The 24,404-nt window shown below is 61.9% G+C and carries 17 protein-coding genes and 1 pseudogene; 5 read left to right on the top strand and 13 right to left on the bottom strand.

The annotated features are described in order from the left end of the window. Positions 1-2 precede the first annotated feature (2 nt). The 5 genes from QTH97_RS33635 to QTH97_RS33615 form a co-directional block, all read right to left on the bottom strand. Positions 3-641 carry a condensin complex protein MksE gene (locus tag QTH97_RS33635; RefSeq protein ID WP_286572931.1) on the bottom strand — a complete coding sequence of 213 codons (639 nt, stop codon included), beginning with the start codon at positions 639-641 and terminating at the stop codon, positions 3-5. Beyond that, complete coding sequence (locus QTH97_RS33630) at positions 638-4,408, bottom strand: ATP-binding protein (RefSeq protein ID WP_286572930.1); 3,771 nt, start codon at positions 4,406-4,408, stop codon at positions 638-640. Before QTH97_RS33630 ends, QTH97_RS33635 begins: the two co-directional genes overlap by 4 nt. A gap of 528 nt (positions 4,409-4,936) precedes the next feature. After that, positions 4,937-5,308, bottom strand: coding sequence for a J domain-containing protein (locus QTH97_RS33625; RefSeq protein ID WP_286572929.1), 372 nt, complete (start codon positions 5,306-5,308; stop codon positions 4,937-4,939). Further along, a complete protein-coding gene (locus QTH97_RS33620) occupies positions 5,305-6,042 on the bottom strand; it encodes a hypothetical protein (protein ID WP_286572928.1) in 738 nt (245 codons plus the stop codon). The genes QTH97_RS33625 and QTH97_RS33620 overlap by 4 nt, the downstream gene beginning before the upstream one ends. After that, entirely contained in the window at positions 6,039-6,899 is an 861-nt protein-coding gene (locus QTH97_RS33615) for a DUF2167 domain-containing protein (protein ID WP_286572927.1), read from the bottom strand. The genes QTH97_RS33620 and QTH97_RS33615 overlap by 4 nt, the downstream gene beginning before the upstream one ends. A 330-nt stretch (positions 6,900-7,229) precedes the next feature. Between QTH97_RS33615 and QTH97_RS33610 the strand changes: the two are divergent. Further along, positions 7,230-7,418: pseudogene (locus QTH97_RS33610) on the top strand (IS66 family transposase); the annotation flags it as partial. A gap of 163 nt (positions 7,419-7,581) precedes the next feature. Here the strand turns inward: QTH97_RS33610 and QTH97_RS33605 are convergent. Beyond that, on the bottom strand, positions 7,582-8,499 hold the full coding sequence (locus QTH97_RS33605) for a hypothetical protein (protein ID WP_286572926.1): 918 nt from the start codon (positions 8,497-8,499) through the stop codon (positions 7,582-7,584). Further along, complete coding sequence (locus QTH97_RS33600; protein ID WP_286572925.1) at positions 8,496-10,190, bottom strand: CHASE2 domain-containing protein; 1,695 nt, start codon at positions 10,188-10,190, stop codon at positions 8,496-8,498. Before QTH97_RS33600 ends, QTH97_RS33605 begins: the two co-directional genes overlap by 4 nt. 906 nt (positions 10,191-11,096) lie before the next feature. Between QTH97_RS33600 and QTH97_RS33595 the strand changes: the two genes are divergently transcribed. The 3 genes from QTH97_RS33595 (at position 11,097) to QTH97_RS33585 (ending at position 16,864) form a co-directional block, all read left to right on the top strand. Next, entirely contained in the window at positions 11,097-14,495 is a 3,399-nt protein-coding gene (locus QTH97_RS33595; protein WP_286572924.1) for an ATP-binding protein, read from the top strand. Further along, on the top strand, positions 14,492-15,286 hold the full coding sequence (locus QTH97_RS33590; RefSeq protein WP_286572923.1) for a hypothetical protein: 795 nt from the start codon (positions 14,492-14,494) through the stop codon (positions 15,284-15,286). The genes QTH97_RS33595 and QTH97_RS33590 overlap by 4 nt, the downstream gene beginning before the upstream one ends. 318 nt (positions 15,287-15,604) lie before the next feature. Next, positions 15,605-16,864: a site-specific integrase gene (locus tag QTH97_RS33585; protein ID WP_286572922.1), complete on the top strand. Its 1,260-nt coding sequence runs from the start codon at positions 15,605-15,607 to the stop codon at positions 16,862-16,864. Between the two features lie 97 nt (positions 16,865-16,961). Here QTH97_RS33585 and QTH97_RS33580 read toward each other — a convergent pair whose 3' ends face one another. From QTH97_RS33580 to QTH97_RS33570, 3 genes are all read right to left on the bottom strand, one after another. After that, a complete protein-coding gene (locus QTH97_RS33580) occupies positions 16,962-17,603 on the bottom strand; it encodes a glutathione S-transferase family protein (protein ID WP_286572921.1) in 642 nt (213 codons plus the stop codon). Positions 17,604-17,849: 246 nt separating this feature from the next. Continuing rightward, positions 17,850-18,053: a type II toxin-antitoxin system VapB family antitoxin gene (locus tag QTH97_RS33575; RefSeq protein WP_286572920.1), complete on the bottom strand. Its 204-nt coding sequence runs from the start codon at positions 18,051-18,053 to the stop codon at positions 17,850-17,852. A gap of 156 nt (positions 18,054-18,209) precedes the next feature. Then, entirely contained in the window at positions 18,210-18,536 is a 327-nt protein-coding gene (locus QTH97_RS33570) for a type II toxin-antitoxin system CcdA family antitoxin (RefSeq protein ID WP_286572919.1), read from the bottom strand. Between the two features lie 555 nt (positions 18,537-19,091). Here QTH97_RS33570 and QTH97_RS33565 point away from each other — a divergent pair. After that, positions 19,092-19,991, top strand: a complete 900-nt coding sequence (locus QTH97_RS33565; protein ID WP_286572918.1) for a hypothetical protein — start codon at positions 19,092-19,094, stop codon at positions 19,989-19,991. Between the two features lie 250 nt (positions 19,992-20,241). Here QTH97_RS33565 and QTH97_RS37190 read toward each other — a convergent pair whose 3' ends face one another. From QTH97_RS37190 to QTH97_RS33555, 3 genes are all read right to left on the bottom strand, one after another. Then, complete coding sequence (locus QTH97_RS37190) at positions 20,242-20,349, bottom strand: H-NS family nucleoid-associated regulatory protein (protein WP_444813507.1); 108 nt, start codon at positions 20,347-20,349, stop codon at positions 20,242-20,244. Positions 20,350-20,934: 585 nt separating this feature from the next. Further along, positions 20,935-22,617: an adenylate/guanylate cyclase domain-containing protein gene (locus QTH97_RS33560; RefSeq protein WP_286572917.1), complete on the bottom strand. Its 1,683-nt coding sequence runs from the start codon at positions 22,615-22,617 to the stop codon at positions 20,935-20,937. A 676-nt stretch (positions 22,618-23,293) separates the two neighbouring features. Then, positions 23,294-24,404: transposase (locus QTH97_RS33555; protein WP_286572916.1), on the bottom strand; the 1,111-nt coding region annotated here is incomplete at its 5' end.

The raw sequence follows: 24,404 nt of genomic DNA, 5'->3' as shown, positions 1-24,404 counted from the left end.
GCTCATTCCTTCGCTGCCTCGGGCAGGCGCATCTGTTCCTGGTCCACGACGGAGGCATCGCTGATCAACTCGGTGTTCTCGGCGATCACCTCGAGAACGGCGTACAGGAACTCAATCTTGCCGGTGAGCTTGTAGCCCCGGCTGTCGTTGGGCACTGGCACCGCGTAGCGCTCCTTGACCAGGTGGTCCAGCATGCGGGAGACCCGGTCGTTGCTGCTCGCATCCAGGCGCATGCCTGGCAGCGCCAACTCCATCACCTGCTGCTCCAGTGCCGGCGTGAGCCGCACACGCTCGGCAAGCTCTGACTCCCAGAGGGCGAGCCCCGGCTGCAGGTGCGAATCCTGGCCTTGGGCCTGACGGATGGCTTCGAGCACCGGCACGACTGGCGACAGTGTCGCCCGCACGTTGCGCAGGCTATCCCGCACGGCCGACCGGGCCTCGCTGTCGGGCACCTCGGGCGCCAAGAAGAATGCGCCCTCGTCGCTCAGGCGCACCAAGCGTAGGCCCAGCTGCTCGACCCAGGCCTCAGCCGCGGCCCGATGCTCCTCTTCGTTCAGAAGTTCGTAGCTGGCCGGATGGGCGACCGGGCAGATGAATTCGCCCGCCAGCAGGGCCTTCAGCGTGCTTGCCAGCTTGCTCATTGCAGTGCCTCCTCGGTATCCAGGTCAATCTCTTCGTCACCGGCTTCCGCCTTGCCGATCGTCCCATCCTCCTCGAAGAGGTGGGAGCTTTCGAACAGCGCGCCGAGCGCCGGGTCGATGCTGGGTGCCGCGCACACGGCCGTCACGTTCTGGTGCGTCAGCGCATCCAAGTACTGCAGCATGTTGGAGGGGCTCACGCGCCCCACTTCATCGAGCACCCAGGTCATGCCCACCGGCGAGCGCTGGCCGCGCACGATGCCGAGGAAGCCGAGCAGGAACATCATCGTGATCAGCACGGTGAGGCCCGTAGACGACAGGCCTTGCATGGACCGGTCGTTGTCGATCTTGATGGGCTTGCCCATTTCAGTGAGCTCGAAGGCCAGCCGCACGTGCTCGTCCAGGTTCACGAGCAACGCGCCGGTGTCGGGTAGCTGGTCGCGGAAGGCGCGCACCAGCGCGATCTCCTCCTTACTGGGCAGCTGGGGATTGGAGGCCATCGTGGTGCGATGGGAGCTGATGCGCGACAGGCTGACGTCGCGCATCTCGCGCAGTGCCTTGAGCGCCGGGCTCGATGCCGCGCTCGAAGAGATCTTGATCTGCAGGTTGTTAAACCGCTTGAACCCGGTTGCCAGGTCCAGGGAGCGCTGGAATTGCCGGTTGAGCTCTGCCACCCGGGACTCGAAGTTGGCGATGTGATTCACGAAGGTCTCCGCGGAGGAGAACAGGCCCTCCATCTCGTGACGCAGCGCTGTGTGGTACTGGCGGTGAGTGAGCGGCTCGAACCACTCGATCACGGCTCGGCCCCAATCGACCGCGCGCTCATGGCGCAGATAGGCGTCAGCGACGCCTTGCTGCTCGCGCTGTTCCACGAGCGCGTTCTGGTCGGCCTGGCGGCCCTCCAGCCACTGCGAGATCTCGGTCGATCGCTCGCGCATCTTGGAGCACAGGTCGCGCGTCGCATTCTCCAGTTTCTGAGTCGCGCCATCGAGCATGCCCAGGCGGGTGTTGGTCGCGGTGCTCAGGGAGTAGTAGCCGTCATCGCCCGAGAGCAGTGGCCCCTTGAGTCGGTACGGCGCGAGTTGATGTTCGCGCAGCCGCCGCAGGTTGTCCAGTTCCTCCTGGGTGGAGTTGCGCGTCGAGCGCTTCCTCGCCTCGGACGTGTTGAGCTCGTCCCGTTGCTTCTTCACGTCACGCTCGAACTTGTTCAGATCGGACTGCGCCTCTTCGCCGCGCTTGCGAACTTCTTGCTCCCTCGCCTCGCGCTCGGGTTTGAGCGGGAGCAGCTCGAGCTCGAATTTGCGCCAGGCCTGAACGTTGTGGGCGTTCTGCGCGATGGCCAGGAGCTTTGCGTCCAGGCCGGCGATGCGCCTGTTCAGGGCCGTCACCTTCGCCGGATCAACCCCCTGCCCCTTCAGCGCCGCGGCATGTGCCTCCTGGGCTCGCGTGCGCTGCTCGTTGGCCGCGGTGTCGGCCGAGGCGGCTTCCTGGGTGAGGCGTCCAAGCGTCGAGTCACGCTGGCTGCGGAACTTGCCGAAACGCTCGTCGAACTGCCGAATGACGGAAGTCCGGCGAGATTGCTCGTTCCGCAGCAAGGTCTGCTGTTCGGCCGCGAGGGCTACCACCGCGCTGCGCAGCTTGCCGGCCTCTTCGGCGTGACCCTTGCGCACCCGCTCGGTCTCTAGCGCGACGTGCTTCCTGGCGCGCACCGCCGTTTCGGTCGCCTCGACCTGGTTCGTCTTGGCCCGATTGAGCTCGTGCTCACCGGTTTGCAGGTTCTTGCGGGCCATGTCCAGTTCCGCCTGGGCTTTCTTGGCGGCGGCCAGCGCCGCGGTGTGCTCGCCGCGAACGCGCTCGAGGTGCTTGGCCGACTCGGCGATTTGGGCACGCGCGCCGTCGTGCGTTGCCCATTGGGGCAGCTCGACCGGCGCCACGTTCAGGCTCAGGCGACCGACCTTCACGTCTTCGCTCTCGTCGTCCGCACCCTGCCCTGCGGCCCCGAAGACATCGTCTTCGAATCGGGGCGCCAGGTCGGTGCGCAGCAAGCGCTCCGGATCGAGCACCTTGGCAGCACTGCCCCACTGCTCCGCCGGCTGCGCGCGCAGCAAGGCAAGCACGCTGCCGGGCGGCGGGTTCAGTTGCGCCTGCAGGAGCTCGTGACGGGAGTTGGCTTCGGCGAACTGGCCCTCCGCCTGACCCAGGGCTTGCAGCGAATGAGCCTGCTGGGCTTCGCCTGACTTCACCAGGTGTCCGGTGCGCTCCACATGCTGTGTTCGTTCCGCAAGGATGGTGTTGGCCTGCGCCAGAGCCGAATCGGCCTCGGCCTGGTGCTGCAAGGCCTCCTTGGGCGCCTCGGCGACCTTGGACAGGATTTCCTGAGCCCCGATGTCATTGCGGTGCCCGGCAATCAGGTGCTCCAACTCCAGCAAACGAGGCGCCGCGGGCGTCGCGTCAAGCTCCTCGAGCACCGCCGCGCGTTCCTGCTCGACTGCCGCGCCCTTGGTCTCGCATTCCTTGATGGCCTCCTCCCGCTGCTCCTGGATCTGCGCCTTGCGCGCCTGTAGGTCCTTTTCGAGCTTGCCCAGCGTGCCCTGAAGCGCCTGCTGCGCGTCGTTCACGCGCTCGGTCAGGCTGGCCAACTCGGTGGTGGCCACATGCCTATCGTGGGCGTACTGGCTCCGGAGGGCGTCTTCCTTCACCAGCGTCTTGATTCCGATGGTGTCGAAGTGCCGCTCTTGGCCGGCGATCTCCTCCACGGCGACTTTCGCCGCGTTGAGCTGAATCTTGGCGTCGCTGACGGCCTTGGCGTGCGTCTCCGCGCCTTCCGCCGCGGTCCGCTCCAGATCGTGGATCGCCACGGTGATCTTGCCCAGGTCGAGCTCCAGGGCATCGAGCTCGCCGGCGCGCCGGTCGATACTCAGTTCGCAGGCAGCGCGCAGCGACCCCAAGTCCAGGGCGATCTCACCGACCTTGGCGGCCTGGTCCTCGATCATCTTCTCGCGCGCGGTGTCGCTGAGAACATCCTGGGCATGCTTGACGTTCGCAAGCCAACTGTCGACGTCCTTGCGGTCCTTTCGCAGTTGCCGGGCGTTCGAGTTGCGCGCACCCTCGAAAGCCGAATCGTTCAGGCGTTCGAGCACCAGGCTCTGCAGGTCGCGGAACGACATCTTCTCGGAGGTCATCGCCACAGCGATCAGGTCCAGGCCGTAGAGGCTCGCCGGCCCCAGAGAATGTCGTGCGGCCCACGGCCGCAGACTGCGAGCCTCCTTGGTGTGGCGGTGCTCGTAGAGGATGACGCTGCGGTACTCGTGCAGCTCGAAACGAGGCGACACCTCGATACCCATGCTTTCGACCCGATCCTTGAAGCGGTCCCGATCCACGAAGTCGCCGTTCTCGTCGACGAAGTAGGTTTCCTTGTACCCGCCCTCGATGATCATGAACTCCGGGCGCTCCACGCCGGCCTTGGCGAACATGACGGCCAGGCGCAGGTCGTTCTCGCTCTCTCGCTCGTATTCGAAGGCAACCGCGCTGCTGGAGCCTGGGAGCGTGTAACCGATCAGGTGGTGTTTCTGGGTGCCGCGCAGGATCCGCTCGGGGGTGGCGCCATAAAACAACGGGATCAGCCGCATGTAGCTGGACTTTCCGACGCCGTTTTCGCCGATCGCCATGGTGTGTGCGCGCAGATCGAGCAGCGCGATCTGTCGCGACGCAGCGTTCGTGCTCGCGTTCCGGATATTGATGGCGAAAACTTTGCGAAGGCGATGGGGCATGTACTGGAGTCCTTTTCGGATCTCGAGGGTAGCCGCAACCGCGAGGGATACTAGTCCGGTTAGACCATACCTCCTTCAGTCATTCAGAATGGATTAATCAAAGCCTCGCAGGGCAATCGAGGCAGGTCCCGCCCCGTTGAGTTGTCTTCCCCAACTTCAGGAGCATTCAAACCTCCTGGTCCGCGAAGATTTGGGGCCGATTGCATTCGGGGGGATCAAACTTCGGCCACCGCGCTGTTGCTGAAAGCGAATCCGAGCTACGGGGACGGAGCGACTGGCGAGCGCATTTCCAGCCGCACCTTGACTGAGCGCTTTCAGTGGTCGGGCACCACGTTACCCCAGGCACTCGTGCCCACTACCAAAACGCCATCTTCGGAGCGCTGCGTCGTGATGGGGTACCACACGAAAATATTGATTCAATCAGGTGTTCAATTGGTCGGCGAGTTCGATGGATCGCCCTGCAACGGCAGACCTGCAAGGAGGCCTAAGTGGCTAACGTGACACTGGGCGTTCCGTTTCTGGTTTTCACTATAGCCTTGCTCTCATACCTGCCCGGTAGGCAGCTGTAATCTCGTTCGTCTTGCGTTCGGCCACCAGCTTGATCTCCTGCCCCATCGAGGCCACCTTGCCCGGGTGATATTGTTCGATCAGTGCGACGTATGCAGCTCGAATCTCCTCGCTCGATGCGGTCTTGTCGACGCTTAGAACTTCATGCCAAGGGCGCAAGGCGCCCTCTTTCAATACGACGAATTGTGGGAGGGCAGGCGGTTCATCAGCGTGAGTTGGCGAACTAGCATTGGATCCCTCTCGCCCGGCCCGCATTTTTGAGATCAGGGCATCGATGATCCAGTAACCCACTAGCAGTCCGACCAGGACTGCGCCAATCTCCGTGCCGCTCAAGATGCATCTTCCCTGGGCTGGAATCGCGAGCGAGCCGAGGTAATAGCCTCCATTCTGGGCGTCCCCTCCGGCTCGAAATCAATCTGTTCTTCCAAGCGCAAAAGGCATTGCGCCTTGACCTTTTCGATTTCGTGGACGCGCAGCAATTGCGCCGCGGCAACGGTGTAGTCCGCCTTCGGCGACGTCAATGCACAGAGCTTGCGTACCAGGTTAAGTGCAAACGGCGGACACACGAAACACTGAAATGCGAGGGGGATGAACCAATTGCCTGCGACTACAAGGTGACGCCGACCTAGGTGCAAGCGCACCATCGCCGCGATGGCGCTCGCGTAGAACACGACGACGGCCGCTAGGACCGCGGGCGTGCCGAGCCTCGTGAAGAGGCCAAGTGGCAGGAAGACGAAGAGCGCAATACCCATCGGGATCACGAAGTAATGGCCGATCGTGTCTAGGCAGCTGTTTTCGTCCAATTGAGCGATCGCCGGATTGACGCCGGGAGGTGGGGTCGATTCGAACGACCATGAGAGGACGTACTGGCGCCGGAACGGCGTCAATGGGTTGGGGAAGTACGGCTCCTTGCGCGCGAGCCGATAGGTAGCCCAGCCAAAGGCGGCGAACCATCGTCCGCCACCCACCCGAACGAGAACGGCCTCGTTCGTGGCGAGCAGGAGCATGGAGTCATAGAGGTAGAGCGCGCTGATGACGAGCATCAGCGCGGCTTCTTCGCTGATCACGCCTTGTTGCTCTTGCCGCCGAGGAGCTTGCCGAGGCCCGCCAGGAGAGCGACAGCGCCAGCCGCGACGAACTTCCAGCCGGCCGCGAGCACGCCAGCCAGAACTTTCCAGAAGCCGGTCTTTGTCGCCACCGCCGCGGCACCACCGACGACCAGTGCGCCGAGGCCGTATGCAGCCACCTTGTCTCCTGGGCGAAACTCCGAATACTTCTCTCCGGCAACGAAGCTGAATGCCGACAGGACCCTCTTGAACGATTTCACGTCGTCATCCAGCCGTTCCGGACTGGAGACCAGGGTCGCGCTTTCGTGGCCTGTGCGGCCCAGGATGCGCACCGTGTAGTTGATCGTCGGCTCGTTCGAACCCGCCGAACGCAACGTCAGACCCCACTCGAGGTATTTGGTCTTGTCGTCGTAGTGAGGTGGTACATACCAACCTTCGGTGTACATCTCACGAAGCCCGAGTTTACGGCGCTGCTCATTGGCCGGACCGTCTGAATCCCGCAAAATTTTCAACAGGGCATCCGGGTCGACTTTGTCATTGTCCTTGACGTATCCCTCGCCGGTGAAATCCAAGGCCGCCCACCAGCCGTCGTACATGACGATGTTGGTGCCAGGGCTTGGCAGGTTCCCTGTGATCTCGAGGAATTTCGACCCGTTGATACCGTCCAGCAGACTCCCTTCCTTTGGGATCTCGATGGTTGCCTTGGTGCCGAGCTGGCCCGTGATTGGACCTCGGATCCATTGCAACTCGCGCATCTGCGCGATGGCTTCCTCTCGGCTTGTTGGTGCCGCGGCAAACGGCGTGCTTGCGTACGCGGCAATCATGATTGACGCCGCGGCGGCGCGAAATCCGGACATAGTCCCTCCAGAGTGTTCTGAGTGTTGTAGGTGCTCCGCCTCGAGTCTCCCTGATGGCCCGGAGAACACGCCCGGATCGCTGGCGCCGGTGCAAGAAAGCCACGTCGGGATTCTTCAAAAATCGGGAAAAGTTCACAACACTGCACGTCGGCCGAACGGGCAATACGCGCTCCGGTTGGCGATGTTCCATGGGAAAACCAGGCCACCATGACACGCGAGACCTCCTCGCAGTCGACCAGAGGAAGAGAGTAAGTGCCTTCGGGGAGACGACACGACAAACTGCCCCCCATGTTGCCTCACGACATGAGGAATTCGTCGCTCGGCTGGGGTGTCAAGCGCAACGCCAACGAGTTAAGTTGCAGCCGCAACACGCGCCCGCGCGATGAGCAAGATGCACTGCAGCAGTGGCTCACGGGGCAACGACGGAAGATCCCAGATGGCTCGGCCACGGCCAAGGCGATTGACTACAGCCTGAAGCGCTGGCAAGCGCTCACGCGCTACATCGACGATGGTGATCTAGGTGATCTGCCGGCGCCAGCGTGCCGCGGCCGCGCTCGGCGCGCTCGGCGCGCTCGGCGCGCTCCGCAGCGGGATGCTCCATCCGGTCGACGTTTTTGCGGGCCCATAGGCGCGCAGGCCAAAGGTCGATTTCCTTCGCAGCGTCGCTGGACTCACTCCGCCGTCAGTTCGGCGACGCGGCCGCAGCCGCGGGCTGGCGGGTCGCGCCAGTGAACACTGAACTCGACGGCTTATCGACCAGTTGCGGATAGCTCACGCCCAATTGCCTCTCGGCCTTGAGGGCCTCGGCACGGTTGCCGGTTGCGAGGCTGAACGAATACTTGGCAAGCAACCTGTCCAGCAGCGCACCCGCTGACTCGGGGACCTGCATGGTCAACAGGTAGGCCTTGAGAAAGTCGGGAGGCACCGACGCGAGCTTCTCGTCCTTCTTGCCGATTCTCATGACGTAGTCCTGCCCGACCGCGAAGGCCACGGGTCCACTCGGCGCGAAGAGGATTTGTCGCTCCCCCGTGTAGCTGAAAATTTGGCTGCAGTTGGGAAGGGCTGTGAGCTCGCGCTCGCAGGGGTTGGGCAGCACTCGGCTACTCACGTCGGTATGGGCCGCGGCCAGCATGATGGTCCCCGTGTTGTTCGCGCTGGGGGAAACGGCGTTGAAAATAGAACGGTCGAAGGGGGTGACGACGAATAGGCCACCGCCCAGGGCCTCGTCAGAGGAAATGATGCCGGCGTAGCTTCCCGCGGGGATCGGCCGCGTGCGCTCGCGCCAGTTGAAGAAGTGCTGGAACGATGAGTAGACGGTGATCCGCTCCGAAATCATCTTGCCTCGGTCCTCTTCAGTCGACTCGTAGCTCCGAGCATAGGGTGAATTGCCAGGGGCGACGTAGCGTACCTTGACGGAGGCGGCGGCGAACCTGGCCTCACGGCAGTTTTTGACGCGGATGCCTGCCTCGGATACGACGGTAAGCCGGCCTTCGATAGTGAGGCTCGCTCCCTTGTTTAGCGCCGTTGCGATGCAGTCCGGCAAAGGCTGGTCTTCGGCACTGGCCTCGATGCAGGGCAAGGCGGCTAGTGCGAGGCTCAAAAGAAGACGAGATCGATCCGCAGCGCGAGGATCAGCAGTGCGAAAAAGACGAATAGCAGAAGTACGCATAGGGACCCCCAGTACGTCACCACGTCCAGCTTGCGCAATTTAGGCGAATTCGAGAACTTCAGGGCGGGAAAGATCGAATAAAAGGCGCGCTTCGACCAATGATCGGCCGGCGTGGACACCGTCCTGCCGGCCGGCGTCCATATAAAGTAGGTGTGTAACACTCCGTGCAACCAAATGCCGATGACGGCGATCAATGGATTCAGGAACACGTTCTTCTGAAAAGCCAAGAAGGAAAGTACACAGACTACGACGATGGCGAAGACCGGCGCCACTGTGCGTAGAACGCGCCCGCTGCTGCGCAAAAAGAGCGATTCACTGGCCGCAAGGCGGGTGGTATCGATCTTGCCGAGAAGCCAGACCAGCAGGTAGCCGATCAGCACGTCCACCGCCGCATAGAAGGCGAGCGCGCTGGTAAGCTTGCGCTCCGAACTGGCTGCGGTCATGGCCTGCACCACCACGCCGGGGGTCGTCGGCCCGGCAATCGTAGCGACGACGTCAGTGGAGCGGTCGTCCGGCCCGGTACCCACGAAGACAATTTTGTCACGTAGGCACCGCTCGCTCGCGGCCAGTGCTTGGAGGTCTACTTCGTCTTCGACTCGGACCATCCGAATGTCCTTGCGGGCGGTCAGCGGGTTGATCCACTCAAGGCCGAACTTGGAGAAGGCATGGCGGGCCACCACGAAGAGCTCGTTGTTTAACTCAGCAGGCGTTTCAGGCTTGTCGATGAAGGGGATGCGCGCGCCCGAATTGGCATTCGCCACTTGTTCGCACACGAATCCAGTGCCAGGCTTGGCTCTGACGGGATCGAATCCTTCGTCCAGCAGTCGAGCTACCTGTGCAAGTGAAGGGTACCGAAGGGGAAGGCCGAGTTCGGGCTTCTTGTCGAGGTTGGTGGCATGGAATTGAACAACATCTCCGAAGAGCGGCGAATGATTGACGCTTGGCGTGGCGATGGCGATCTTGGCCTCGCAGACGCTTTTGAGCCAGGTGTTGCGCTGCTTGCGGCGCGCATGCCCGGCGGCGCTTTCCTCGGAAGCTGGCAGCGCGATGAGGGCAATCCGCGTGGTGGTGGAATCCTTAGTTGCCTTCAAGACTTCGAGCCGCGAGTCCGCGTGCAGAGGTTGGCTTAGGTCCAGGTCGACGGCGAGCACATTGGGACCGAGTTTTTGAAGTGTATCGATGACCTTGAATGAGAAATCGTCGACCTCGGCCTGCGGGCGAACTACTGGTACCGGCTTCGTGCCGCGCTGCGGGGCTGGCGCGATCGTGGCAGGCGGTGGCTCGGCCGCTGTAGCATCCCGCGGAGGGGCGGGCGGGCTGGGCACCATGACGACGACGTATTTGCCCGGGCCCGCGATGCACTGGCCGGCGATGGGCACGGGCGCGTTGTCGTAAACGGCCTCTTGGTCGAACAGACCCGAAGCACGGAGCATCGAGAGAGCGAACTGATCAAGCAGGTCGAATGCATGGAACCAGCCTTCGAGGACCATCACCACGGAAACGACGAAGACAACGAGGACGAAATGGCTGGCCCGCGAAGAATGCGCCTTTGGTTCGGCGACCAACGACGTTGGCTGCGTCGTATCGGAGACCGGTTGCTCACCGGATCGGGAGGCATCCATGGTCTGGCGAGTATTGACGATTGAGCTTCGTCACGGCAAGCATCCAGGCCGACGAAGCCATTGCCCAGCAACGCCTTGTCCTTCGAGCAGTAGCCGCACGCCAGGAAGCCCACGAAAGTAGGCTGGCACAATCATGCGCTAGCTCCCGTGCCGCCATGCGCACCCATCTCCTGTCGCCCTAGTTCGTTACGAGTATGCAGCATCTGCGCTTCCTCGCCCATCGTCATTGCATCCACGCATGCTCTGATTGAGCGGATGCAGCGGCTCGTCTCCGATCAGGGTCGATAAGGGCGCTTTATCGCCCACCCCTCGCCTGGTCGCAGCCGCCCTCCCCCTGGCCCGAGCCTTGAAGCGCGACTCGAAGGGCGCCATGATCTCGGATTGATCCAGGAGCGGCACTGTCGACTTGGCTGAATCTTCCGTGCGCGCCCTGCGCGCAAGGCGCCTGCGGCTCCTGTGACGCTAGCGCCAGCACCGCCTCCCCTTGAGATCGAGCCGCCAGGAATCGCCGAGCGCCCTCCTCCTTCGGTATAGATCGTCGAGGCGTCGCTTTCGGTGGTGTTCGTCGAGCCCGCGCCCGTTGCGGCACCTCCAATGCCGGAGCGGACCGTCACTGAGGCGGAAAGTCCTGGCGGCGAATGTGTCCAGCGCAGCGAGCCATTCCTGCGGGGCATGTTCGCCGGCGCCGGAAAGGCAACTAGGCAGGACGATGGGTTGACTCCCCTGCGACGTGGGATCTGTCGAGTTCGATGGCTTTTCAGCCGGCCTGCGCGCCTTCGAGCGAGCGTGGCGCGTCGAGACGACGGCCTAGTTGCGAAACGGCATTCCATAGGACCGCGAAGAAAGCCGCTTCAAATATCCGGGCGGATGCGATCCAATGCGGCTGTCGGGTCCATTGGAAGCCTCATGGGAAACATCACCGCTTTGCTTGAGGCGATGGGTATGGCCCATTGCGCACCGCTGTTCCTCGTGCATAGGATCGAGTTCGATCTTCTGCCGGATCTCACCGATGGCGATCTGGAGACGATTGGTATCTCCGCTCTTGGCGATCGCAAACGCCTCCTCAAGGCCTTCGCAGCATTGTCGGTCGATGCGCCTCGGGTGGCGATCGATGCGGCAGCACCCCCGACGCATGCGGTCATAGAGGCGCAGACCCAGACCGCGGACCTATTGACCGAGCGCAGGCAGCTTTCGGTGATGTTTTGCGACATGGTTGCCTCCACGGAGATGTCCACCAAGCTGGACCCTGAAGACCTTCGGCAAGTAGTCGAAACCTATCACCAGGCAGTCTCGACTGCCGTCGCACGTCATGCCGGCTACGTTGCGCAGTTTCTTGGCGATGGAGTGCTGGTCTATTTCGGGTATCCGCACGCAAGCGAGGACGGCGTGGCCGCCTCGGTTCGTGCTGGTTTGGACGTGATCTCGGCCGTCTCGAAGATTGAGGGCTTGCCTGGGACGACGGATGGCTTGCAGACGAGGATTGGAATCGCAACGGGGCTGGTGGTCGTCGGGCGTGGAGGTGTGGGGACGCCAGCGTCCGAACTGTCCGCCACGGGTGAAACGCTCAACCTGGCCGCACGACTCCAAGGCGTCGCCGAACCCGGAAGGCTTGTGATTTCTGAGCGGACCCGGGCGATTGTCGGGAACGCCTTCGAGCTTGAGCTGTTGGGAGAGGTGAACCTGAAAGGCTTCAGCGGACCGACGCCGGCCTGGCGAGTGATCCGCGAGCGTCAGGCGCCCAGCCGGTTCGAGGCATCCCATGCGCACCAACTGTCGCCATTTGTCGGGCGTGATGGCGAGGTCGCCCTGCTCCTGGATCGATGGTCCACGGCGTGTGATGGTGAGGCACAGGTCGTCTTGATCTCGGGCGAGGCAGGCATCGGTAAATCGCGACTTGCGCAGACCTTCAGGAATCGCATCGATGGCACCACCCCGTTTCAGGCCATCTTGCTTCAGTGTTCGCCATCCCATCGCAACAGTGCCTTGTATCCGGTAGCCAGGGCGCTTGAGATTGCCGCCCAAGTCACGCCAGCGCATTCGGCCGCCGAACGGGAAGCGATGCTGGCCAGGTATCTTGGTGACCACGGCACGAGTTTGGAGCGAGCGCCGCTCGATTGCCTAGTCAGATTGGTGGCGCCCCTGGGTGAAGCCGATCGAATGGCCGCCGATGCGACGCGCCTCCAACAAAAGGAGCAAACGTTGCAGGCTCTCACGGACATCGTTCGCTCGTTCTCGAGAATCTGCCCGGTCCTTCTGATCCCGGAGGATGCACACTGGATCGATCCGACAACCGAAGAATGGATCGGAAAGGCTATCGACCAACTACGAGACGCGCGGGTGATGTTCTTGATCACCTCGAGACCAGAGTATTCCCCCTCTTGGGGAGATTCTCTGAGCCTGACCCGCCTGCCGGTGAACAAGCTTAACCACCGTCAAGCGGCGTTGCTCGTGGAGGCGGTGGCGGGCGCCAATGCACTGCCGCGCGAGGATGTGGCGGAGATCATCCAGAAGACAGAGGGCATGCCCCTCTTCATCGAAGAATTGACCAAGACAGTCATCGACCTTGCCGGGTCCAAATCAAAGGCTCTGCCGGGCGCTGGCCCGGCGCAGGCCTCGGCAATCCCTTCGACCCTTCAGGATTCCCTGATGGCGCGCCTGGACCGTTTGGGGCAAGGAAAGGAGGTTGCACAGGTCGCGGCGACGATCGGGCGTGAATTCGGCCAACAACTGCTGTCGGCGGTTATGCAGATGCCGCAGGCCGCCTTCGACGAGGCGCTGGAGGAATTGGTTCGCGCCGAAATAGTGTTTATGCGCAGCACGCACCCTGAGGTCCTCTTCTCGTTCAAGCACGCCCTGATACGGGACATCGCGTACAACAGCCTGGTGAGGGCGCGGCGCGCCTCTCTGCACGAGAGAATCGCCCTCGTCTTGGAACGTGATCAGCCCGACCTCGCGTCCACCAGGCCTGAATTATTGGCTCTGCATCATCAAGAAGGTGGCAATGAGCTGGAGGCGATCCGGTGCTGGCATGCCGCGGGCGACATCGCCTGGCGCCGCGCGGCCGTGGCTGAAGCCGCGACTCATTTCGCCAGCGCTCTGCTACTGCTAGCCCGACAGCCTGCCAGCACCGATCGGAGTGAATCTGAATTGACCTTGAGCCTGAAACAGGGGCATGCCCTCAGCGTTTCCCATGGCTATGGATCTCGGGAGACCTACCGCAGCTACGAACGAGCGCGGGAGATTGCGCAAGAACTGGGGCGCCTGAACGATTTCGTGCGTGCCTGGGCAAGCTCAGCTCCAACGCTGTTTGGTGCCGGACGTCCAGGGGAGGTCATCCGAAGTATCAGCCAAGTCTCGGCCGAGGCCATCGATTCGCTGCCTGCCGCACTCCGCATTGAAGCATTGACCATCCTTGGAGTGTCCAACTTTCTCCTAGGGAATTCGCGCCCGTCCTGGGACTCGCTTGAGGCCGCCATGGAACTCGATGACGCGATCAGGTTGACCCACGTCCATCCGATCGGAGGCGCCGACCCCGCAATCGCTATTCGCGCCTATATGGCAAGGTGTGCGACGTTTTGCGGGCACTTCAATCAAGCCTCATCAGTCACCGCCGATGCCATGAGAATCGCCGAGGCCGGAGGCCACCCTCCGACGATCGCATGGGCTACGCAAGCGGCAGTGCAAGTCGAACTGACCAAGGGGAGCTTTGCGCAGGCGGAAACGATGGCGGTGGCCCTGATCGAGTTCTCGGAGCGCTTCGGAATCAAGACGCGCGTTTCCACCAGCTTGGTTCTCCTTGGGCGGGCGAGGATTGCGCTCGGGAACCTTGAAGAAGGTATCGAGCTCGTTCAGCGCGGCTGCGATCTCTGGGCAAATTTCGGCGGAAAGTTTCACTTGCCCGAGTTGCTGGCTGTTGGGGCTGACCACCTCATGCGGGCGGGTCGCCCCAAGGAGGCGCGCCCATTTCTGGCTCAGGCGCAGGCCGTGCAGGCGAGCACGGAAGAACGATTTTATGAAGCCGAACTCCGGCGGCTCAGCGGGCGGCTGCTCCAATCGGAGGGTGATCTTCATGGCGCCGAGGAAGCCTACCGGGAGGCGTTGGCGATTGCGGCTCGACAGGGATGGAGCGTTTTTGCTTTAAGAGCGGTGTGCGACCTGTGCCGCCTGTTTGTGCTTATTGGCCGGGACCGCGAGGGGGCGGCCTTGCTGAAGCCCATGTATTCGACCTTTGAGGTCCAGGAATCGATGGACCTGCGAGAGGCCAAGGCCCTACTTGCCGATCTGGAGAACGCTCCATCCTCGTGACCTACGAGAAGGTCGCGGAGCCCAGGATCGGCCGCGAGATTTCCAAACACGGGAAGCACTACCTTGGCACTTACTCATTTGACACCGCAGACAAGAAGCAGAGCATGGCGCAATGGCTGGCGAAGCACATGCTGAGACTGGTGAGCGAGATCCTGGACGTGCGCTCGGCCAAAATGGGCTGTTGTGTAGAAGGCAACCGCTTGGACGCCTTGGAGGCGCACCTTTCGTTGTTCTGGGAAAGGGCGGATCGGATCGGCTACGCTAGCAGCCTTTCATCGTTCATGAAAGGCAAACTGATGCGACGTCCCATTCTTGGTCTAGTGGCTTGGGACTATGCTGATGACCACGAGCGAGAGACGATCGAAGAGCTGGAGTTGCTCAGTGATCGTGCGGCGGCGATACTTGGTTGCTCATACCTCGAAGGCCGACTTGAAGAAAGTCTTCTATATGACCTCGTGGATGATCCCGAAACCGTCAATGACCTGCTAAGAGAGCCAGTGGGCACATTTGCCGCACGGATCAAGCTGGCACGAGCTATCGGCCTGATCACCAAGGAGACCAAAGGTGATCTAGATGTAATCAGGAAGATTCGAAACCTCTTCGCGCATGACTTGTCCGTGCGCGACTTCAACAGCGATGCCATTGGAAGTCGGTGCGCGAATCTGAAGGCCATTGACCGCACTGTCAAAGGCGCAGACGAACAGCTGCGCGACCCGAGGCAGCGATACTTCATGGCGATCCTTCATCTCTGCTCTTTACTGAGCATTCGTCGTCCGCGTCTGCAGGGGTAGCCGCCTGCGGTGAACGAGCAAATGTCACCGAACACCGTTCTCTCAAACGGAGTCGGCAAACGTCAAGTTGAGAGGTGATTTGTCGTTCGCCCAGAACGCCCGGGTAGTTCAGCTTTGCAGCCGGCGCCATTCGGCAATTCGGCAGCCCGAGTTGCGCTGGCCTCGCTGCAATTCGGCTCATTGGGCTGATCGGGATCGGTAACCACTCTTTATCGCCCTCCCGCAGCACCGAGCTACCGCCGCCCTCCCCCGGGCCCCGGCGCCTTGAAGCGCGGCTCGATGCGCGCCATCATCGCGGATTGATCCGGGAGCATTGTCATGGCTTCTCGTCGGCGCGTCGATCCTTCCCAGCGGCCGGGCTCCTCGGCGCCCAGTCACGCCCTGGTCTCGTCCTCAGCAGTGCAGACGTCGGCTGCCGCGGTGGACTCGGCTCAACCGCTCTCGCCAGTCAGTTCGAAAGTCGATCCTCGAGCTCTGGCAGCGCTCCGGCCGCTCGACGTCCCCACCCTGGCGCCCGAAGCACTTTCAAGCATTACCGAAGCCTCAGTGCGGGAACTGTTGCAGCAGGGGCAATCGTCGAACACCCAAGCGTCCTATGCCGCCGCGATGCGCTATTGGGGTGCTTGGTTCGCAGCACGATACGGCCACGCGCTTGAATTTCCGGTACCCGTACCTGCTGTGCTTCAGTTCATCGTCGATCATGCGCAACGCATGGACGTTGACGACGAGCAGCGCAGCACGCCTGGCAGCAACAACCCTGCCCGTCTTCTGCACGATTTGCCAGATGCGATCGACCGACTGCTGGTAGCCACGCGCTTCAAAGGAAAGCCGGGGCCACTGGCGTTGAACACCTTGGCCCACCGCCTATCTGTGCTCTCCAAGGCGCACCAGCTTCGCAATCTGGACAACCCGTGCGCAGATGTAGGCGTGCGTGAGGTGTTGCGTACAGTGCGGGTTGGTTACGCTCGGCGTCAGGTGCGTCCTCGTCAACAAGCCGCCCTCACCCGCGAGCTGCTGGAGCCCTTGCTGAACACCTGCGACATGTCGCCCTGCGGCGTACGCGATCGGGCATTGATTCTCTTTGCGTGGGCCAGCGGAGGACGTAGGCGCTCCGAGGTTTCCACCGCCACCATGGAGAACCTGACCGATCACGGCGAACGCGGCTACATCTACTTGCTGACGTATTCCAAAAGCAATCAAGAGGGGCGGGTCGACGACTCGACCCAGAAGCCCGTTGTAGGGCGCGCAGCAAATGCACTGCGAAGCTGGCTGCAGCTAAGCGGGGTGCAACGAGGGCCAGTGTTCAGGCGCATCCTGAAGAGCGGCCAGATTCTCGATGAACCCCTGGCACCTCGAGCAGTTCGCAAGATCGTCATGGCTCGAGCAAAACTTGCAGGACTCGAGGGACGCTTCTCCGCACATTCACTGCGCTCCGGCTTTGTGACCGAAGCCGGGCGCCGGCAAATGCCACCTGGGGAGGCCATGAAGATGACGGGGCATCGGAGTTTTGAGGTTTTTATGGGCTATTACCGAGCGGGCGACCTGCTCAACAGCGAAACAGCTCGGATGCTCGAATAGACGGCGCCGCCCGCAAGGCGGCTGCCCTTCAAGCGCTCCAAAGGAGACTGGAGCCGACGAGTGCGGTCGGGCATCCCTCCCGACCCCGAGCGAGTCCTCAAGTCAGCAGAAGCGGCATGCCGGGATCGCCCTTGCGCATGGCATGCTGGTAGGCGTCCCGCCCCGCAATTCGCTGCAGGTACGCCAGGATGCTGGGATAAGGTGTCAGGTCAAAGGGCATGAAGTAGCGCATCGTCGTCAGCGAGAAGAAGGTCATGATGTCTGCGGCGGTGAGGTTCTGGCCGGCCAGGAACGGTACATCGCCAAGGCGCTTCTCGATCAGCGCGAATGCTCCCTCGAGCCGGCTGTTCAGGCGGGCTGCGATGGGATTGTCAGGCGGCACGTGCAGTCTTCGCAGGAACATGTTGCGGCCCATGTTCGGCTGGAAATTTCCGTTCGCGTAGTGCCACCAGAAGATGTAGTCAACGTAGTCTGGATGGTCCGGTCCGAGCGTAAGCTGGCCGTGGCCGTACTTCGCGATGATGTATTCGACGATGGCGCCCGACTCCGCGAGTAACACATCCCCGTCACTGATCACGGGCGCCGTGCCGAGAGGGTGCAGTGCAACCAGCTCCGGTGGTGCCAGCGAGGTGACCGGATCCCGCACATAGTGTTTGATCTCGTACGTCAGACCGAGCTCCTCGCAGAGCCACACGATACGCTCTGATTGCGACTTTCCGAGATGGTGGATGGTCAACACGATGCTTCCTCGAAAGCGGGACGCTCAATCATTGCAGATGTGCGTGCTTCAAGCGACGGCGGACGGAGCGGTTGCGGCCAAGTGCGCCCGACCGCGGTCTTCGCAGATGGGCGGCTGGCCGGAGCCGCGCCTCTTCGTGCCGTTCATAAGGCCGATCGGAACTCTGCCGCGGTCTTTCCCTGACGGGAGCTTCGCACTTCGATTCCTTCGCTGAGGGAGCGTCTCAAGGTGCAGATGCTGCTCCGCTCACCGATCGGGTTCCTGACGGCGCCGGCGCACGGGTTTCATGTCTCGAGCAGAACCGCCCAGCGCGATGAGCCGCTTGGCCGCTTGCACTTGAATGAACGACTTGAAGACTTCGCGGAAGATTTCTTTCCGACCAATATTGGGGTCGGCCATCTCCAGTGCCTTGTTAAACAGCTCGTCGTCGATGGTGACGGTGATCCTCACAGTCTGCAACCCATATCAAAGATTCGATACTGCATCGACGTCGACGTGTATGCAACGCTGGCAACGCTGCTCTTGAATGCAAGAAAGGGGGCCGTTGCAAGCGAAAGCTGTCCTTCCCTGACTGCAACGCGAACACCCGCAATCCGGCGCTTTCCGTCATACACGGGTACTGCCCCGGCTGGTTAGGTCAGAACTCGAGCTAGGGCCTCTTGCCGTCGTTCGATGCGTCCATTTAGAAAGAGGCAAGCCGTTCTGCTCGACGTACGTGTTTGAGCTCTGAAGCGCAGTCGCGTTTTCGGCCAGCCAAAGCTCTTTGCGACGAGCCGCTACGGCCGCCGCAAGCCCGGACTCGGCTGCTTGCGCGACGTTTATCCCCGCCGCCCTCGCCTCAGCCACCAGTTCGACCTTCAGAGCGATACAGAAGGACCTTCTGGGCCCACCTTCGCCAACGAAGCTGGACGGAACGTTCCCGGCAATCTTCATCACTCGCTCCTTGAGACCACTTTGGTTCACCAACTATAGGCGCATCGATCTCCGTCTGTTCAGACCAGTCACCGCCATCGGACCGTGCGACCGGTCGCGCACGGCATGGTATTCGCGAGCGGGCGAAACTCGGTAACCAGGCATAGGCCAGTCGCCGCAGGCAGCGAGGTGCACTGCGCAGCGTTTGCGGACCTACAGCCAGTCGCCAGAAGAAGTCCGGTCACTGGCACCGTCCGGACGTCTACGAGAAGACTGCAGGCGGATCGATCGACGTGCTACGGGGCAAGTCCGATAGGACCGCTCTCGTCAAGGGTTGAGGGACATCTGCCCTCAGGTCGTGGTCGATCCATGCGCTGCGCGTCTGCCGGACAGCTGTCCCACAACCCTTGACGTTCTCCTGCCCCCCAAACGCGGCTCCCCGGCGGCTATATGCGATAACCTTCCGTCGCACCAGCAGCCATAAGATGGCTCGGCGAGCATCATCTCGGCGTAGGATGGTTTGGACCGGACCCAGAAGGCAGAATGCCAGCGCGACAGAATCGATTGGAGGAATCCATGTCGCTCAAGCCATCTGTCGGTCTCATCGCCGCACTCGCAACTGGGTTTGCCATGTCCGCCGCCGCCGGAGTGTTCGACGCACCGATCCCTGATGACGCGTTTGTCATGGAGCCGTCCCCCCCCGTCCCGGCCGATTTCAAGCCGATTTCCGGAAAATGGGTGGGCACGCTCATTGGTTCGCAGATGCAGCAAGAGCACGCGATCATCGTCGAGAGGATGGTTCCGGGCCTGGCGTGGGTCGTTTGGTCCATCGGAACTGGCCGCGGGCAGATGGCGGGCGGCCCTTCTCTTTGGTACCGGGTGCCGGGTCGATTGATCAATGGAAATCTGGTGCTCTTCATCAACGGTGCAGTCGCCACCTACACGCCCCAAGCGGATGGGACGATGAAGGTCGTCAGCGAACGGGGCGGATTCAAGATGAAGGGGACTTTGGAGCGCCAACTGATTCCGACCCAGCCTTTCACGAACGACGAACCTCCAACCTATTGGCCTCCGGACATTACACGCATGCAGCCGGGGCCCTCCAAAAACCCAACCCCTGCAGCGTTCCAAGAGCCACTTCCGATTGAGCCGGCCTCGCCGATGCTTCCAGCTGACCGCGCCAAGTGGCTTGGGAAGTGGTCAGGATGGGCATGCGCTTGGCAGGCGTGCGACGTCAAGCTGGCCGTACTGCAAGCTACTCGCGACACCGCGCGCGTCATCCATCTGTTTATCTCGAAGACCTACCAGCCTGACTACACGGTGAGAGACGGGAGATTCGTTGATGACGAACTCCGCCTCAGATTTGGAGACGGTTACCGTGTGACCTACCGCATGCGAGCAACCGGAGTGGTGGAGGCTTTTTATGTCGATCCATCCGGAAGCATGGCATGGGGAGTGATGACGAAGGAGCCTTGATGACAACGCCGGATCTTTGTCACGGATTCAGGTGACCATGCTTCACATAGAGGATAACGCCAACTCTGCAAGCGCTTCGACAAATCGCAGCATGTCCGCCTTAATCGACTCCACTCGTCTGACGCGAGACGTCAACACGCCTAGCCTCGTCGAGGCGGGAGCGGGGCAGGCCTCCGCTGCGGCCTACAGCGCCTTCGTCGGCTACGAAGCCCCGCGCAAGGCTGGTTCTAGGGTGGGGCATTCCGAGGCGCTAGCGTTTCAAATCCTCGAGCGTCTTGCCGCCAGCAATCGCTTCCCTCAACCAGGGCGGCTTCGGGCCGCGGCCGGTCCAAGAATTGATGCCATCACTGTGGAGCACCGTCGACGGCCGACGCTTCGCGAGCTTTCTCTTTGTCCGCCCCGCCAGTTCCCGTTGAGGCAGCGCCACTCACGCGAAATTGATCCAGCGACCTTCCAGCGGCCGGGGCGTCGCGGAGCCAAGGGCCGCTTCCCCATCCCAGACCGGACCTTGCCCTTGCCGTCGCTGTACTTAGCACGGTGCTCTGGTCAGCCTTCTTGAAGGACGACTTCGCGTGCGGAACGCCTCCGAAACCGAGTTGCTTTGCAGTCAGACCGTAGTGAGCGATAGGTGCCTTGATGCGAGCGACGTCGCCCTCAACTTCCTTGTCTCGAATGTCATCCGCAGCCCGCTGAAGCAAGGCTATGCGTTCGAGGAGTTGGGCATAAGTCTGAGTCATAGATCGATCTTTGATGATTTCGAGAGGAGATAGCTCAATCCCGTCTCCTTACATCCCCTTTCAGCGTGGCGCCAATGCGCTTTGCAAGCTGGGACGGCCACTTCCCATCAGCTGAAGTTTGCCATTCCGACGTTGGACGCTGCGCTCGAACCGAAAATGCAACCGAGGATTGGAACCAGCCGTTCTTGAATGACCGCGCGCCGAACTTAGTGAGCCAACCCGTACAGGCGAAACGTCCCAGGCAAGCCCTTGAGCGGGTGCTCGCCCCGTTCGACCAGATCAATTCGTGATCCGGCCACCAGGTCGCGCACGACGCCTGAGACCAGCAGTTCGCTGGGAGCGGCAAGCGCCATGATCCGTGCTCCCACGTGCACGGCTACCCCGACGGCACGATCTCCGCGACGTGTGACTTCGCCGGTGTGAACGCCGGCCCGTACGGCGATCCCAAGCTGTTGGACTTCATCGATGATGCTTTCAGCGCATCGGATCGCCCCAGCCGGTCCTGCAAAGGTCGCGAAAAATCCGTCGCCAGCAGTGTCGATCTCGATGCCGCCAAAGTTGTCCAGGGCGCGTCGCACGACAGTGCGGAACCGCTCGAGCTTGTCGCTCCAGGCCTCGTCACCCATCTCGACGGCTAGCACCGTCGAGTTGACGATGTCGATGAACATCACACTCAAAATGCGACGCTCGCTTAGCAGGGTGTCCAGAAGCCTTGAGAGCCTGGAGCGCACGATCAGGAAAGCGATGGCCATGGGTAGGGCCAGCAAGGCCAGCACAAGATCCGAGGTTTGTCCGGCAACATCCTTGAGCAGCCTCGATGCCACCGCGCTCACGATGAAAAAGGCGGTCAGCACGACCGCCGTCAGAGCGGAATAAAAGAGCGTCCGACTGATCCATCGATCCACATCCAGAAGGCCCTGGCGAAATATCGCGATGAACATGGCGACCGCACCCGCTGCCGTGACGGTCGCATGCATCGCCTGCGAGGCGACCCCGAAAAGGAAGCCGGGGGCTTCGCTGTCGAGGTTGGCAATCTTGACTAAATAAAAAGCGAGGTACGTCATCAGCGCAACCAACCCACAGAGCAGGAGCCATTTCAGCTGATTGCGTTGCACCTCACTGGAGCCGGTGAGGTACCTGGCGACCAAAGTGCACATGCTGGTCACAACGAACGCGATCACAATGATTTGAGTGAGCAACCAGTGTGGAAGCGCACCAGCGAGGTAGAGGCTGAACCGCAGAACGTTCCAGCCTATCCAGGCGCCGGCTACCCAGGCAGCCCAGCGCGGCACAAATCGTCCATCTGGGAACACGAAGAACCACATGATCGATAGCGCGCTGGCGGAAAGCATTGCCATAAACGCCACCGGCGCCGCGGAATCTGCGGAATGGTGCCTCACCAGCGATGTGAAGTCTGTCGAGTTGACTACTCCGACTGAGACAAAACCGAGGAACAGCAGAATCCCGAATCGATCGCGCGAGCGCTTCCAGAGGATGATCAAGGCCATCGCGCACCACGACGACACGCAAACCATCGCGATCACGCCGGCGGCCCAAACTGGTCCAACATAAGGCAGCGAGGATCCAGCTTCCATCTGGGCGGTCAGTGCCTGGCTCAGCAAGCTATCCATCCACCGCGGCACCCAGCGGAAGTACACAAACAGCTCCAGGAGCGCAAACCCGACAGCTGCGCATCGCCACGCTAGCAGGGCTGGCGCCTCGAGCGGGCGTCTCAGCCATGGATCGCCGTCGACGGCCACGGGCGAAAGCGTTGGATTTTCCAGCCGGCTAGACATCGTCTCGGTCCCAGCTTGGCGTGGTGGCGCCACGGCCGGTTCGGAAATCGTCATCTCCCGTCGGAATGCAGCGTTTTCGAGCGGCCATTCCATCTCCTCATTCTGCGAGGTCGGCTTGAACTGCTTGCCACGCGTAGGATACGCCGCGATCAGGGTTCCGAGACAAATGAACTGTGCTGACCCTCAGAACATCAAATCGCTCCCATCTTTGCTCGAGGCCCTGCGGAAAGAGAAAAGGGCTTCGAGGGGCGGACTATCCGCGGCGGCGTCCGAGGGCGCGAACTCAAGAAGCCGAGCAGCCAACCGCGAAGTGTCGCAAAGTAGACAAAACTTCGAGGTTCGCACGGGCGTTGAATGTCGAAAACAAGCCAGCTTTTCTGCTGACTGCTGCTTAACTGGCTCAGTGCGCCCGTGTTCCATGCAGTCGCCCGCCCAGCCGAAGAAATCGGCGGACTTCCTCGTGACTTCATGTCGAAGCCTGTTGGGCAATGGTGCGGCTTGCTCCTGAGTCAGTCCATCGCGAGGAGCCGTCGCCGACTCGCTACTTTACGGTGCGGAGGCCGTCTTGCCGGATGGCGCGCCAAGGTCGGTCTTGCGGGCCTCAGACAATCGGTGCTTCATCAGGTGGGCTTGTTGACAGTCGGCTTTTGGCCAATTCTGTTGAAAAACTCGTCTCGAACCTTGGGCCGCCCGCGACGCAGCACTGGATTCTTTGGGTATCGAGTTCGTCAGCAGGATCGAATCGTTCGCGAAGCTCCTGCGGGCGTTTTCACGTCGTCTTGAAGTGCATTGCTTGTACGCCTGGCATCAATCGCTTTGCCATGCGCCTCAGGTTCTGAGCGGTTGCCGCCAGCAGGAACTCATCTTGCGCACCCGACAGCCCGCGCAGTCGCAGGCGATCCAGCTTGAGGATGCGCTTGAGGTGCGCAAAGAGGATCTCAACTTTCTTTCGATCGCGCCGAGACTGCTTGTACTGCGGCGTGTCGGCGAGCTCGCGGGCTACATCCCGTGATCGCTCATGCACGCTGCGCGTGATCTTTCGGTTCGGCACATTGGGACAGCACTGCTGCTTCATCGGGCATGCGGCGCAGTCATGCTGACTGGCGCTGTAGAGGATCGTTCCGGCCTTGGTGATACGCGTGCGCGGCTTGATGAACTGGCGGCGATCGCTCAGGAGCGCGTGGCCTTGCGGGCAGCGGTATTCGTTGGCTTGCTCATCCCAGCGGAACTCACTGCTCGACAGCGTGCCGTCTTTGCGCTCGCTCCTGTCCCACACGGGTACGTGCGGCGTGATGCCCTTGTCCTCGACCATCCACCCGAGCATCGGGCCTGTTCCATAGGCCGTGTCGCCAACCAGGCGCTGGGGCTTCATGCCGAAGCGCTCCTCCACGCGATCAATCATCGTCTTGGTCGATTCCACTTCGGACGTGCGGTGTGCGGGCGTTGCCTCGACGTCCACGATGATTCCTGCCTGCAAGTCGATCAGGTAGTTGGTTGAGTAGGCGTAGAAGGCAGGGCCGCCTGGGGCGGCCGTCCATTGCGCAGCAGGGTCGGTCAGCGAGATGTTCTTCCCGGAGGTCGAGGGCCCCGGCGGGTCATCGGAATCGTCGCCCGTCGGATTGCTCTCTTCCAGGGCGGCAAGGTATTCGCGCACAGCGCGGCTTGGCCCATCGCCCTTGCTCCACTCGGTGGTGTCGGCCCCCACGCCGCCGCGAGCGCGCTTGGCGTCCGCCTTGATGATGCTGGCATCCACCGCAAATCCTTCACCACGTACAAGGCCTTCGCTCATGCAGCGCCGCAGCACGTTCTCGAAGACGTGGCGCAACGCGTCGCTGTCGCGGAAGCGCCCGTGCCGGTGCTTGGAGAAGGTCGAATGGTCG

Source organism: Variovorax gracilis (genome assembly GCF_030317115.1).
GTDB classification, from domain to species: Bacteria; Pseudomonadota; Gammaproteobacteria; order Burkholderiales; family Burkholderiaceae_C; genus Variovorax; species Variovorax gracilis.
The sequence above is the reverse complement of the archived record's forward strand: the minus strand, read 5'-3'. Positions and strand labels throughout refer to the sequence as shown.

Coding starts and splice junctions, on each gene's coding strand:
- QTH97_RS33615 (WP_286572927.1), bottom strand. CDS start 6,899: ATGTCCGGATTTCGCGCCGCCGCGGCGTCAATCATGATTGCCGCGTAC.
- QTH97_RS33565 (WP_286572918.1), top strand. CDS start 19,092: ATGTCGCTCAAGCCATCTGTCGGTCTCATCGCCGCACTCGCAACTGGG.
- QTH97_RS33600 (WP_286572925.1), bottom strand. CDS start 10,190: ATGGATGCCTCCCGATCCGGTGAGCAACCGGTCTCCGATACGACGCAG.
- QTH97_RS33570 (WP_286572919.1), bottom strand. CDS start 18,536: ATGAAGATTGCCGGGAACGTTCCGTCCAGCTTCGTTGGCGAAGGTGGG.
- QTH97_RS33560 (WP_286572917.1), bottom strand. CDS start 22,617: ATGGAATGGCCGCTCGAAAACGCTGCATTCCGACGGGAGATGACGATT.
- QTH97_RS33585 (WP_286572922.1), top strand. CDS start 15,605: ATGGCTTCTCGTCGGCGCGTCGATCCTTCCCAGCGGCCGGGCTCCTCG.
- QTH97_RS33630 (WP_286572930.1), bottom strand. CDS start 4,408: ATGCCCCATCGCCTTCGCAAAGTTTTCGCCATCAATATCCGGAACGCG.
- QTH97_RS33595 (WP_286572924.1), top strand. CDS start 11,097: ATGGGAAACATCACCGCTTTGCTTGAGGCGATGGGTATGGCCCATTGC.
- QTH97_RS33635 (WP_286572931.1), bottom strand. CDS start 641: ATGAGCAAGCTGGCAAGCACGCTGAAGGCCCTGCTGGCGGGCGAATTC.